This is a genomic window from Belliella aquatica (assembly GCF_014637795.1).
Classification (GTDB): domain Bacteria; phylum Bacteroidota; class Bacteroidia; order Cytophagales; family Cyclobacteriaceae; genus Belliella; species Belliella aquatica.
Genome location: NZ_BMFD01000026.1, coordinates 18980 through 33001, shown reverse-complemented (window position 1 = coordinate 33001; position 14022 = coordinate 18980). Strand labels below are relative to the sequence as shown.

Sequence of the window (14022 nt, the reverse complement as noted above, 5' to 3'; positions counted from 1 at the left end):
GTAAGTTGCTCCTCAGCAGAGCTTACGTCCTCTTCGAATCTGCATGGCATGTTAAGAAATTTTTCAACAAAAGTCACCAACTATTTTTGACCACATTACCAAAATCTTAGATCTTAATTCCGAAATTACTTCCCTCCTAGTGCATTTGCACCGGCTACGATCTCAAGGATTTCATTGGTAATAGCAGCTTGACGTGATCTATTGTACATCAATCTTAGGTCTTTCAATAGCTCACCAGCATTTTCAGTTGCTTTGTCCATAGCAGTCATACGAGCTCCATGCTCGGAAGCATTGCTTTCAAGTACAGCCTTGAAAAACTGAATTTTCAATGAAGTAGGAACAAGTTCTTCGATGATATACTCTCTTGATGGTTCAAGGATATAGTCCGTATCAGACCCTTTCTTAACAGCATCTTCTGTATCAGAAGACATTGGAAGGAAGTTCTCTACTATTACTTCTTGCGTTGCCACATTTTTGAAGTGGTTATATACCAATACTATTTTGTCGTAGTTCCCATCAGCAAACTGATTCATAGCAAACTCAGCAGCCAACTTCACATTTTCAAAAGAGACGTCAGAGAAAACTTGGTAATAAGTATCAATTACATTAAAACCTCTTTTCTTGAAGAATTCAAATGCCTTTTTTCCCAAAGGAAGCACAGTAATATTTTTTCCTGCAAACTGACCAGCAATAGCAGCACTTGAGGCTTTTAATACGTTTGTATTGAAAGCACCACAAAGACCTTTGTCAGAAGTGATTGGAATCACTAGTACATTATTGACTTCACGTTTTTCAGCAAAGACAATGTCAGCTTGACCATCACTGGCAGCGGAAACATTGTTTAGGATTGTCGTTAATTTCTGTGAGTATGGACGCATCTGAGTGATTTTGTCCTGCGCTCTTCTCAGTTTCGCTGCAGCCACCATTTTCATGGCTTTCGTAATTTGCTGTGTAGAAACTACCGAATTAATTCTTTCCTTTACTTCCTTTAAATTAGCCATATATTATTGTGATATGGAGAGGTATCTTATATTAAAACACACTTGGGGATCAAACCCCAAGTATGATTAGATCGATTTAATTACTTCGCGTATTTTGGAGACAACTCTTTCGCTGCTGCTTCCAACAATTTACCTGCTGTGTCTAAGTCACCTTTTTTGATGGCAACCAAAGCTTCAGGGTAACTAGCTGCCAATAACAAGTAGAATTCTTTCTCGAATTGTCTTGCTTTCTCTACTGGCACGCTGTCCATCAAACCTTTTGTAGAAGCATAGATAATCGCTACTTGATTTTCAACTGCAACTGGTGCATACTGAGCTTGTTTCAAGATTTCTTGGTTTCTTCTACCTCTTTCGATAGTTCTCTTTGTAGACGCATCAAGATCAGATCCGAATTTAGAGAAAGCTTCCAATTCACGGAATTGTGCTTGATCTAACTTCAAAGTACCTGCTACCTTTTTCATTGATTTGATCTGTGCATTACCCCCTACTCTAGATACGGAGATACCTACGTTAATAGCAGGTCTAATACCCGAGTTGAAAAGGTTCGTTTCCAAGAAGATCTGTCCATCAGTAATGGAAATCACGTTCGTTGGGATATATGCAGAAACGTCAGACGCTTGTGTTTCAATAATAGGAAGTGCTGTTAACGAACCACCACCTTTTACCAAATGCTTGATTGACTCAGGCAAATCGTTCATTTGACTAGCGATTTTGTCAGAAGCGTTGATTTTCGCAGCTCTTTCTAGTAATCTTGAGTGAAGGTAGAATACATCACCTGGATATGCTTCACGTCCCGGAGGTCTTCTCAAGAGTAGAGAAACTTCACGGTAAGCAACAGCTTGCTTAGACAAATCATCATAAACAACTAAGGCTGGTCTTCCTGTATCACGGAAGAATTCACCGATTGCAGCACCAGTAAATGGAGCAAAGAATTGCATTGGAGCTGGATCAGCAGCAGAAGCAGAAACTACAACTGTGTAAGGAAGTGCACCACCTTTTTCCAAAGCAGCAACCACACCTGCAACAGTAGAAGCCTTTTGACCTATCGCTACATAGATACAGAAAACTGGCTCACCTTTGTCATAGAATTCTTTTTGGTTCAAAATCGTATCAATAACTACTGCAGTCTTACCAGTCTGACGGTCACCAATTACCAATTCACGCTGACCTCTTCCGATTGGAATCATCGCATCAATTGATTTGATACCTGTCTGAAGCGGCTCTGTAACTGGCTGTCTGTAGATTACACCTGGAGCTTTTCTTTCCAAAGGCATATCATACAATTCACCTGTCAAAGGACCTTTACCATCGATTGGGTTACCCAAAGTATCCACAACGCGACCAAGCATTCCTTCACCTACGTTGATAGAAGCGATTTTCTTGGTTCTCTTTACAGTATCACCTTCTTTCACTCCTTTTGAGTCACCGAACAATACGGCACCCACGTTATCTTCTTCCAGGTTAAGCACCATTGCTTTAAGTCCGTTTTCGAACTCTAACAATTCACCAGCCTGAGCTTTAGAAAGTCCATAGATACGGGCTACACCATCACCTACTTGAAGGACGGTACCCACTTCTTCCAATTCAGCCTCAGTTCTGACACCAGAGAGTTGTTCTCTCAATATTGCCGAAACTTCGTCAGGTCTTACTTCTGCCATTATCGAATATGATTAAATGTTATTGCTATGATTTATATTTTACTCTCGTAATGATTATGAGAAAATTCCAAGCGAAGTGCTTTCAATTTGCTGCTTAGAGACTCGTCAAGTTGCCTGTCATTTACTTTTAAGACAAACCCACCGATGAGTTCTGCATCAATTTTCTCAACCAATTCTATTTTGTCCAATCCGGAAATCTCTTTTACCAAACCTACAAATCTACTTCTCAGCTCATCTGTAATTGGGAAAGTGGTAGTCAAGTCAGCGACTTGGATTCCTTTGAAAACATTATATTGTACTTGAAATTCTCTAGCGATATCCACCAAAAGATCCGCTCTATTTTTCTTGGCCACGATACCATAAAAAGCCATTGTCATTGCATTTGCAGATTTCTCAAACAAAGCAGTCAAAACCTTCAATTTTTTATCAAAATTGATAATCGGACTTTTTAAGCTCAAAGCAAAATCACGGTTAGCTGCTGCTACCGATGCTAATTGCTTCATATCAGCCAGAACTTCTTCAAGTATACCTTTTTCATTGGCTAACTCGAGAAGGGACTTTGCATATCTGGTGGAGACTCTAAATTCAGACATCTTAGTTCAAGTTAATATCTTTTACCATACCTTCTACCAGCTCTTGTTGAGCAGCTTGGGACGAAAGATTTTTTCTCAATAATTTATCTGTAACTTCTAATGTAAGCTGAGCAACTTGGTTTTTCACTTCAGTCAAAGCAGCTTTTTTCTCATTTTCAATTACAGCCTTTGCATTCTCAATCATTTTAGCTCCTTCAGCTATAGCTGCTTGTTTTGCATCTTCGATCATCTTAGCAGAAGCATCATTAGCCGTCTTCAAGATATTGTCTCTTTCGATTCTTGCTTCTTGTAGCAATTTCTCATTTTCAGACTTCAGATTGGCCATTTCAGCCTTTGCACGCTCAGCTGCTTTCAATGCGTCATCAATGCTTGATTCTCTTTCTTCCAAAGTCTCAAGGATAGGCTTCCAAGCAAACTTCATCAAGATAAATAACAAGGCTAGGAAACCGATAAGTTGCCAAATAATAAGCCCCGAACTAGGTAGTATAAGATCCATTTCTATTGAGAGTTATAATTTCAATTTTGTTCAAATCAAGAGAAGGGATTGGCCTAACGCCAATCCCTATTTTCTGTTGTTCTTAGAAAGTAAGACCACCTGCGTTCAAAGCAATAAGTAGACAAACTACTACTGCAAACAGGGATACTACCTCAATAAGAGCTGCAATGATCAACATGGCAGTCTGAACTTTACCAGCAGCCTCAGGCTGACGAGCAATAGATTCCATAGCCTGACCACCAATTCTACCGATACCTAGACCTGCGCCTATCGCTACAATTCCAGCACCGATACCTGCACCCATAAGTGCTAATCCAGCAGACAATAATAATGAAGTTAACATACGTGTGTATTATTTATAAATTGAACAAAGAAATTCCAAATTAATGATGCTCGTGTTCTGCTACTGCACCACCGATATACATCGCAGTGAAAAGCGTGAAGACATAAGCTTGAATTGTCGCTACCAACAACTCAATAAGATTCAAGAAAGTAACCATTAAGGTACTCACAACGCCTATTGCATAAGATTCAAAGATGAATACCAATGCAATAAATGCTAAGATAACAATGTGACCTGCGGTGATCGCTACAAAGAGACGAACCATCAAGGCAAAAGGCTTAGTAAATAAACCTATGATCTCAACTGGCACTATCACTAACAACAATGGAATAGGAACACCTGGCGTCATAAAGACGTGTTTCCAGTATTCTTTATTTCCATTAACATTGACTAGAACGAATGTCAAAACAGCCAATGTAGCTGTCACAGCAATATTTCCAGTAAGGTTAGCAGCGCCGGGCATCAACCCCATCAAATTACCTATCCAGATAAAGAAGAATAGTGTAAGTAAATAAGGTACAAATTTCTTGTATTTCGGACCAATTGATTTGTGAGCAATTTCGTCTCTTACAAAGATAACAATTGGCTCGATGAATGAAGCGATTCCTTTTGGAGATTGAACACCATGCTTCTTGTAATGACTTGCAGCAGATAGGATTAAGTAACCCATTACCAAAATCACTAAAAATAGCATAGCTACATTTTTGGTAATCGAAAGATCCGTGAAACTAGCCCCATCAGCTCTATGCAGATGGTCATGTTCGTCGATAAAATACCCTTCAACACCATATGCTTCTCCAAACTTATGTGTTTCGTGATCCTGAAAATCAGATGACATAAAGGTTTCTAAACCACGATCAGCAGAATAAATGATGATCGGAAGAGGAAGCGTCACATGAGTATGCCCAAAGGTAGCAAAATGCCACTCATGGGAGTCCTTTATGTGATGCATGATAAATCCAGTCTTGTCTTCATCATCACCACTCGCGAAAGTAGGAGTTGAAAACGTCAGCAAAACTGCTGAAAATAAAACACTTAGGCAAAGAAACTTACGGAACATCAAATCGAATTTTTATGACCTATTTTGAATGCGGGCGCAAATTAGCTATTAACCCGTATATATCAAATATTAAGTAGAACAAATAAATAACAAAGAAATTAGCAACGAACAGAATTATATTCTCAACATCCAAGAAAAGGTAGATTACAATAAATCCTAAACTTGCCATAAATCTCAAAGCTGTAGCCCCAAGAAGGATATTTGGAGAATTTTCTTTGCTCAATTTTATCAGATAATGAACAAAAGTTCCTGTAAGCCATGTCAGTAAAGCAAAAAAAGAAAGGACTAGCCATACCGAAGGATGGATCCAATTTGGTAAGAGATAGTTTTGCATGACATAGATGATGCCTGCTAAAATTAGCGTCAATGCTAAAATCCTTACCGTAAATATTTTTATGCTAGACATGGCCTTTTTAATGGAGGCGCAAAATTAAGACTTTTTATTCTTTTCTTCTATCTTATTGTCATTTTTCAATGACTGAAAAAGTTGATAAAAAGCAAGAACGATCGAAAGGAAGCAAAAAAGTAAGAGCCAAACAGGAAATTTTATTTGGCTCTTTTGTTGGATAATCCAGCCTAACCAAGTACCAAGACCTATTATGGCGGATAGTTGAAAGGATAATCCGATGTATTTTACATAAACTGGAAAACTATCTTGAGATGAGTTCTTTTTCTGTGGCATCACGTTTGACCTTACCATTTAAAGGTTTAGCAGCAGCTTCTCCCATTTGACATTTGCCATTGAATATGGCACCATTCTCTACAACTAGCTTTTGGGTAAAGATATTCCCGTCGATTATCGCTGTTTTTTTGAGAAATAATACTCCGGTGCAATGAATCTCACCTTCAATTCTGCCTGAAACTTCAGCTTCTTCTGCCCTAACATTCCCTATCACTAAGGCAGAATCACCAATCACAATTTTATTTTGAGAATCCAAAGTACCTTCTACTTTTCCTTCGATTCTAATATTTCCTTGTGCTTTGATATCTCCTTTGATGAAAGTTTCCTTTGAAATCACATTGCTGGAACTGACCATTTCAGCAACTGATTTTTTGTCTTCTTGCTTGTTAAACATATTAATTAAATGTAATGAATTCTTGGGGATTGAGCGGGCTACCTTTATACCATAGCTCGAAATGTAGATGCTGACCCGTTGTCAACTCTCCTGTATTACCGATGATAGAGATGATTTCTCCTCCTCTAATGATATCTCCAACAGTTTTCAATAATACTGAATTATGTTTGTAAAAAGAAACCAATTCATTGGAATGTTGAATACCAATAACATAACCGGTTTCTAAAGTCCAAGAAGACATGATGACTGTCCCTGCTGCTATTGCTTTGACAGGTTCATTTTCAGTGGCCACGATATCCACACCAAAATGATTTTCTTGTGGTTCAAATCCAGAAACCACGACTCCCTTAATCGGTGGGTAAAAATATGTTTCCGTAAATGATGTTGGGACAAAATTCCTTGGTGAGGAAAAATCTAGAGGAACCCCTTTAAATTCTTCTTCAATCGCAATTGTGGATTCACTTTTACGGAATAAATCTATTTGGTTACCAGAGTTTTCAGTATCCTCCAAAAAAATGGAATCTTGATTAAAATTTTCAATTTGTTCATTCCCAGACACAATCATTTGAATATTTTTGACATACATGTCTTTCTGTTTCAAATCGATCATCAAAGAATCTATCGTATCAGAAAGCTCTGCAATACGGACCATATTTTCTGTTTCTAGAAATTCCGGATCAAACCAAGCTCTCAAAAATGTTCTTGAAGCGAAAAGAGAAATCACGAAAGCAATTAGCACAAACAATATAAAAATTAAAGCTATTTTTACTTTTGTGATGCTCAAAGAAGAAATTACAGAAAAATCCTCTTCTTTTCGTATTACGAATAGAAATTTCGTCTCGACCCAGCTTCTTACTTTCTCTTTTAGTCCCAACCTATTTTTACTTTAAGTATTTCCATGTCTCAAAAATATAATATTAATCAAAACCGTTTAATAAATTGAATCAAAACCTTTATTTTGGACAATTCTATTTCTTAACTCAGCAATGAAAACGCAGCAAACCTGTTTTAGTCTATTTTTGATTCTGATTTTTTCAGCATGTTCTTCCGAGAAGAATACCTTTATGAATCGAATGTACCACAATACTACCTCAAGGTACAATGCTTATTACTTGGCTAATGAAAAAATCTTAGAACTAGAGAATACCATAAAAACCAACCACAAAGAGGATTTTAGTCAGATTCTCCCAATTTTTTATCCAGTAGATAGTGCTACAATCGAACAAAATGAAGAGCTATTGAAAGAGGCAAGGGAATTATCCTCAAAAGCAATCGACTGGCATAGGATTTCAAAATGGGTGGATGATAATTATTTTCTGATTGGATTGATCGATTATTATCAAGCTGATACCGATGATGCAATCAATACTTTCAAATACCTCAATGTAAACAGCAAGGATCGAAATTTAAGACATAGAAGTTTGATTCAGCTGATGCGGATTTTCATTGATCAAAAAAATTATGATGATGTTGTGTTCGTCATCGATTATCTATCTAAAGAACCTAAAATCAATTCTGAAAATAGATATCATCTTTTCAAAACGCTGGCCTATTATTATCATTCAAAAGGTGAAGTAGATGGGAAAATTGGTGCTCTTGACAAAACCTTAGAATATACAAAAGACAGTAAGGAGAAATCGAGAATAAACTTTATTCTAGCTCAACTTTACCAAAGAGAAGGTTTGGATGCACTCGCTTACGATTATTACCTAGAAGCGCAAAAGGGCAATCCTCCCTATGAAAGAAGTTTTTTTGCTCAACTTTATGCTCAAAAAGTAGCTGAATTAGATCAGTCCAAAGATTTTAAAAAAGTAAGGAATTATTATGATGACCTCTACACAGACAGTAAAAATAAGGAACTGAGAGATGTGGTACTTTACGAAAAAGCACTGTTCGAATTGAAGCAAAATGAGAAAGAAGACGCTGTAAATCTGCTTCATAGAGCTGCAAAAGAAGAGGGAAATAATCCAATTCAGAAGGGATACATTTACCAAAAGCTTGCAGAAATCAGCTTTGAGGTAGATAAAGATTATCGCGCTGCAAAGTATTATTATGATAGTGCGCTGACACATTTCAGACCAATGGACCCTTCCTATGCTCAGATTGAGAAGAATAAAGGAATTCTTGATGAATATGTAACGCATTTTGAAACAATCGTGAAAAATGACAGCCTCATAAATCTCAGTAAATTGACTCAACCTGAGCAGGAATTGATTGCCGAAAATTTTATCAAAAGCGAAGAAGATAGACTTCTAAAAGAAGCCGCAGCAAAGGAAAAACCAAAAAACACTGGCATTTTTGATAATCTACTTGCTTTTGGTGGAAGAGGGAGTGGAGAGAATTTTTATTTTGACAACTCTGTAGCTATGCAACAAGGCTCTATAGATTTCTTCAGAGACTGGGGAAATAGGCCATTGCAAGACAATTGGAGAAGAAGCACACAAGGTTTTTCGTCCGTGACGAATGGTGAAATCGAAGAGACAGCAGAAAGAACACAAACTGAAGAGCCTGAAGAGAATATTTTTGAGCAAATTCCAAGTAAAGAAGAGCTACTTTCTCAAATACCAAAGTCAGATGCCGATATTGTTCTGCTCAATTCAGAACTTGAAACATCATACTTTGAATTAGGGAAGCTTTTGTTTTTTGATTTTAAAGAACCAGAATTTAGTATTGAAAATCTCGAAAGTCTGATCACCTCGTACCCAAACACGATTAAAAAACCAGAAGCCTATTATATTCTCTACCTAGCACAAAAAGACAGAAATGGAAATGCTGACCTTTACAGCCAAAGACTAAATAGAGAGTTCCCAGAATCGCCATTTACTTTCTCTGTGAACAATCCTGGGGGAGTATCGGGCAATCAAGCTTATATTCAGTCTTCAGATGGATACAAAAAAGCATATAACTTGTATAATTCCAGAAATTATCCAGAAGCAAGAAAAATCTTAAGAACAACGCTAGAAGAATATCCTTTAACCAGAAATACAGACAGACTTTTGCTCTTAGATGTCATGATTTCAGGTAAAATAGATGATAGAGATCGATATAAAACTAGATTAGAAAGCTACATTCAGAACACAGAAAATCCCGACCTGCTAAAAATGGCAAGAAATATGCTAATTGCACTTACAGGTGAGAAACCTGAAGCTGAGATTTCAAGTGAAGAAGAGGAGGTTGAAGAGAAAGAAGTAGAAGAAATCGCGGAAGATGAAGCTGATATTGAAGATGAATCTCCCTACAAAGAAAATCCTAACCAAACACATATATTTGTGATCGTATTGGAACCTGAGAAGTCAAGCGTAGCTAAGAGTCTCCTCGCAGATTTGGAGGGATTTCATTCCGCTAATTTCCCATCTTCAAGACTAAGAACGGGCAATATGAATTTGAATAGAGAGAATGCGATCTACATCGTGAGCCCATTCAATAATGCAGAAAAGGCTTTAGAATACAGATTGAAGTTTATGAAAGATTTTGAAACGACTTCTTTATCAGATGGTGATAAAGGTAATAGTTTCTTGATTTCCATAGAAAACTTCCAAGAGCTGAATAAAAGGAAAAATATAGAAGAGTATAGAAGCTTCTACAAAAAAACATACAATTAATCCTCGATACCCAATCTCATTGTAATAATGACCAATAAAATTATAAAGTACCTTTGGCTTGTTTTCATAGCTGGATTATTCAGTTTTATCTTATTTGTCTGGGGAGTAAGCGTAAATTTTCTGGGTCTATTTGGAGAATTACCAAATTTTAAGACGCTAGAAAATCCTCAAAGTGAAATTGCTTCAGAGCTATATTCATCAGATAACGTCTTGCTTGGAACTTATTTTAGAGAAAACAGAAGCCCTGTTACTTACAACGACCTTTCTCCGAACCTTGTAAATGCACTCATTGCAACGGAAGACATCCGTTTTGAAGATCACTCTGGTATTGATTTTCAAAGTATGGGAAGGGTATTGTTTAAATCCATTATTCTAAGACAAGGAGCTGGAGGTGGAAGTACGTTGTCTCAGCAAACAGCAAAAAACTTATTCAAAACTAGGGGGCAAGAATCGCAAGGTCTTCTCAGTAAAGTTCCTGGCTTGAGAATGTTGATTATTAAAACCAAAGAATGGATAGTAGCAACACGTCTTGAAAAATCATATACCAAAAATGAAATTCTGACGCTTTATCTTAATACTTCAGAATTTGGTAGTAATGCATATGGTATAAAAACAGCAGCAAAGACATTTTTCAATAAGACTCCAAACGACCTAGCAATACAAGAAGCCGCTGTACTTGTTGGCCTTTTCAAAGCGCCAACCTATTATAGTCCTGTTTTCAACCCAGAGAATTCCCTTCGGAGAAGAAATACAGTCTTGTACCAAATGGAAAAATATGATTTTTTGACAGAGTCCGAGTATGATTCATTGAGGGTATTGCCAATAGAACTTGAATATAATGTTCAGAACCACAACCAAGGTCAAGCACAATATTTTCGTGAGGTCATTAAAGCAGATCTTACAAAGTGGGCCAAAGAAAACTTCAAATCTGACGGCACACCTTATGACCTATATGGAGATGGTCTGAAGGTTTACACTACAATAGATAGCAGACTACAAAAATTTGCTGAAGAGGCGGTTCAAGAACACATGAAAGCACTTCAAGCACAATTTGAAAAGGAAATGGGGAGTAGAGACCCTTGGATTGATGCAAATGGACGAGTAATTCCCAACTTCTTAGAGACTCAAGTAAAACGAACTGAGGCTTATAGAAATCTTGTAAAAAGATACGATACCAACACCGACTCTATTAAAATCAAACTCAATGAAAAGAAAAGAATGAGAGTATTTTCTTGGGAAAAGGGTGAGGTGGACACCTTGATGAGTACAATGGATTCTTTAAGGCATTATAAGAAACACTTGCAAACTGGTTTTGTATCGATGGATCCAGAAACAGGCCATATCAAGGCTTGGGTTGGAGGAATCAATCAGAAGTATTTCAAATACGATCACGTAAAGCAAGGTAGAAGACAGCCCGGCTCTACTTTCAAACCATTTGTGTATGCAGCAGCAATAGAAAATGGTTACAGCCCTTGCTATTCGGTCATCGATCAACCAGTAGAAATTAATATTCCGGGACAGCCTACATGGATTCCTAGTAATGCTGATGGAAAATTCAGCTATGAAAAATTGTCCATCAGGAGAGCAATGGCGCAATCTATCAACTCTATCACAGCTTATATGATGAAAAAGTTGAGTCCGAAGGTTGTAGTAGAGACTGCACGAAGACTGGGAATTACGAGTGATTTAGAGGAAGTACCTGCTTTGGCTTTGGGTACAAATGATGTCTCTATATATGAAATGATCGGTGCTTTTGGGACTTTTGTAAACAAAGGAGAGCATATCACACCTTTTTATATTGATAGAATTGAAGATAAAAACGGTAATCTTCTCCAACAATTTACTCCGAGAAAAAAACCTGCGATGAGCGAAGAACACGCCTATTTAATGGTTTATATGTTGAGAGGTGGATTTGAAGAGGAGAAAGGAACATCACAGGGAGTACCTTATGCCTTGAGAGAAGGAAACGAATTGGGAGGAAAAACAGGAACGACACAAAACGCCTCTGATGGCTGGTACATGGGAATTAGCAAAGATTTGGTTTCTGGTGTATGGGTCGGTGGAGATGATCGTGCCATTCACTTTAGAAGTTGGATAAGTGGCCAAGGAGGTAGGACCGCAAGACCAATTTGGGTAAAGTTCATGGAAAAGGTTTATGCTGATCCAAGTATAGGAATCACGAAAGGTCCGTTCCCAAGACCTGAAAGACCCCTGAGCATCGAGATTGACTGCGATCAATATGAAATGCAAAGCAATCGATTCAGTGACTATGATTATGACCCTAGGAAAACAGACTTCTAGTCTATTTAAATGAATTAATAAGTAAAAAAAACAGCCTCTAACAAGGCTGTTTTTTTACCTTTATAGCAAGATATGGAAGCATCATTTTATACTCCTGAAGAATATAACGCACTCCCAGATCAACCTGGGGTCTACAAGTATTATAATGACAATCAAGAGTTGATTTATGTGGGTAAAGCGAAAAGCCTCAAAAAAAGGGTGGCTAGCTACTTCGTCAAAAACATTGGCGTAAATCATAAAACACGTAGAATGGTACGTGAAATACGAAAGATAGAAATCACACTTGTCAATTCAGAGTTTGATGCTTTACTTCTTGAAAATAACCTAATCAAGAAAACGCAACCCAAGTACAATATTCTTTTAAGAGACGACAAGACCTATCCCTACCTCGTCTTGACCAAAGAAAACTTTCCTCAAATATATCCTACAAGAAAAATGATTGCAGGAAGGGGAATATATTATGGTCCATTTGCCAGTGTAAAGGCCATGAATAATGTCCTAGAACTGATCAGAAGCTTATTTACAATCAGAACTTGTAGATTAGATTTGAGCCCATATAAGATCGCAGAACAGAAATATAAAGTTTGTTTGGAATATCATATTGGTAATTGCTTGGGTCCATGTGAAGGACTACAAGGTGAACCTGCCTATATGAAAGACATTGAGCAAGCTAAAAATATACTCAAGGGGAATTTAGGTATTGCCAAAGCTTATTTCAAACAATATATGCAAGAAGCTGCTGAGAAATACGCATTCGAAAGGGCGCAGTACTACAAAGATAAGCTTGACTTGTTGGAAAAATATCAAGCTAAATCCATGGTCGTCAATCCTTCAATCAAGGATTTGGATGTGTTTACGATCGTTACAGATGAAAAAATCGCGTATGTCAACTTTCTGAAAATCAAAAATGGAAGTATAAATATCACTAAGACTGTCGAACTGAAGAAAAAACTCGATGAAACCGAATCTGAATTATTACTGACAGCAATAGTCCGATTGAGAGATCAGTTCAACAGTGAGTCTCCGGAAATTATTGTCAATATCGAATTTGAAGAAGAATTTGAAGGGTTAAATATCCATGTTCCCAAAATTGGAGATAAAAAGCATCTTTTAGACCTTTCTTTAAAAAATGCTAAATACTATAAAAAGGAAAAAGCATTGGCAGCAGGTGACGTTGCAGACAAGAAATTTAGGGTTCTGAAGCAATTACAGAATGACCTCTCCCTTCAGGAAATGCCAGATCACATTGAATGTTTCGACAACTCAAACATCCAAGGCACAAATCCAGTGGCTAGTATGGTTTGTTTCCTAAACGGAAAACCAGCGAACAAAGAATATAGGCATTACCACATCAAAACTGTGGAAGGACCAAATGACTTTGCCTCAATGACTGAAGTGGTCGGGAGAAGATATAAGCGACTAATGGAAGAAGACAAACCTCTTCCTAAACTTATTGTCATAGATGGTGGTAAAGGTCAGCTTTCTTCATCTGTCGAAGCGTTGAAGAATTTGGGGATTTATGGCAAAGTTCCCATTATCGGGATTGCAAAAAGGTTGGAAGAGATTTACTTTCCTGAAGATTCTTATCCTATTCATATCGACAAAAAATCGGAATCACTAAGACTACTTCAAAGGATTAGAGATGAGGCGCATAGATTTGCAATCACTTTTCACAGAGATGTCCGAAGCAAGAAAGCCTTTGGTACTCAGCTTACAGAAATTGAAGGAATAGGGCCAGGCACATCTGAAAAGTTACTGAAACATTTCAAATCTGTCAAGAAAATCAAAGAAGCTTCTCTAGAAGAGATTGAAGCTGTAATTGGAAAAAGTAAAGCAGAAAGATTACTAGAATCTTTTGAACAAAAAAAGAGCGGTTGAAAATTCAACCGCTC

At 37.4% G+C, this 14022-nt stretch carries 13 protein-coding genes; 3 read left to right on the top strand and 10 right to left on the bottom strand.

The window, feature by feature from the left end:
• Positions 1-125: 125 nt before the first annotated feature.
• The 10 genes from atpG to IEV57_RS18670 all read right to left on the bottom strand — a co-directional run bounded on the left by atpG (position 126) and on the right by IEV57_RS18670 (position 7101).
• Positions 126-1001, bottom strand: a complete 876-nt coding sequence (gene atpG, locus IEV57_RS18715) for an ATP synthase F1 subunit gamma (RefSeq protein WP_188444565.1) — start codon at positions 999-1001, stop codon at positions 126-128.
• An 80-nt stretch (positions 1002-1081) separates the two neighbouring features.
• Complete coding sequence (gene atpA, locus IEV57_RS18710; RefSeq protein ID WP_188444564.1) at positions 1082-2659, bottom strand: F0F1 ATP synthase subunit alpha; 1578 nt, start codon at positions 2657-2659, stop codon at positions 1082-1084.
• A 32-nt stretch (positions 2660-2691) separates the two neighbouring features.
• Positions 2692-3252: an ATP synthase F1 subunit delta gene (gene atpH / locus IEV57_RS18705; RefSeq protein ID WP_188444563.1), complete on the bottom strand. Its 561-nt coding sequence runs from the start codon at positions 3250-3252 to the stop codon at positions 2692-2694.
• Between the two features lies 1 nt (position 3253).
• On the bottom strand, positions 3254-3748 hold the full coding sequence (locus IEV57_RS18700) for a F0F1 ATP synthase subunit B (protein WP_188444562.1): 495 nt from the start codon (positions 3746-3748) through the stop codon (positions 3254-3256).
• An 82-nt stretch (positions 3749-3830) separates the two neighbouring features.
• Positions 3831-4091: an ATP synthase F0 subunit C gene (gene atpE / locus IEV57_RS18695; protein ID WP_014771320.1), complete on the bottom strand. Its 261-nt coding sequence runs from the start codon at positions 4089-4091 to the stop codon at positions 3831-3833.
• A gap of 40 nt (positions 4092-4131) precedes the next feature.
• Positions 4132-5151, bottom strand: coding sequence for a F0F1 ATP synthase subunit A (gene atpB, locus IEV57_RS18690; RefSeq protein ID WP_188444561.1), 1020 nt, complete (start codon positions 5149-5151; stop codon positions 4132-4134).
• 19 nt (positions 5152-5170) lie between these two features.
• Positions 5171-5557 (bottom strand): hypothetical protein, encoded by a 387-nt coding sequence (locus IEV57_RS18685; protein ID WP_188444560.1) that lies wholly within the window; start codon positions 5555-5557, stop codon positions 5171-5173.
• Positions 5558-5581: 24 nt separating this feature from the next.
• On the bottom strand, positions 5582-5833 hold the full coding sequence (locus IEV57_RS18680; RefSeq protein WP_188444559.1) for an AtpZ/AtpI family protein: 252 nt from the start codon (positions 5831-5833) through the stop codon (positions 5582-5584).
• The gene (locus IEV57_RS18675) at positions 5802-6227 is read right to left on the bottom strand and encodes a bactofilin family protein (RefSeq protein ID WP_229744571.1); all 426 of its coding nucleotides are present in this window, start codon (positions 6225-6227) and stop codon (positions 5802-5804) included. Before IEV57_RS18675 ends, IEV57_RS18680 begins: the two co-directional genes overlap by 32 nt.
• Before the next feature lies 1 nt (position 6228).
• Complete coding sequence (locus IEV57_RS18670; RefSeq protein ID WP_188444558.1) at positions 6229-7101, bottom strand: M23 family metallopeptidase; 873 nt, start codon at positions 7099-7101, stop codon at positions 6229-6231.
• 112 nt (positions 7102-7213) lie between these two features.
• On the opposite strand from IEV57_RS18670, the gene porW reads away from it, so the two are divergent.
• From porW to uvrC, 3 genes are all read left to right on the top strand, one after another.
• Positions 7214-9829, top strand: coding sequence for a type IX secretion system periplasmic lipoprotein PorW/SprE (gene porW / locus IEV57_RS18665; protein ID WP_188444557.1), 2616 nt, complete (start codon positions 7214-7216; stop codon positions 9827-9829).
• Between the two features lie 27 nt (positions 9830-9856).
• The gene (locus tag IEV57_RS18660; RefSeq protein ID WP_188444556.1) at positions 9857-12130 is read left to right on the top strand and encodes a penicillin-binding protein 1A; all 2274 of its coding nucleotides are present in this window, start codon (positions 9857-9859) and stop codon (positions 12128-12130) included.
• A 72-nt stretch (positions 12131-12202) separates the two neighbouring features.
• Positions 12203-14008: an excinuclease ABC subunit UvrC gene (gene uvrC, locus IEV57_RS18655; protein ID WP_188444555.1), complete on the top strand. Its 1806-nt coding sequence runs from the start codon at positions 12203-12205 to the stop codon at positions 14006-14008.
• Positions 14009-14022: the final 14 nt, after the last annotated feature.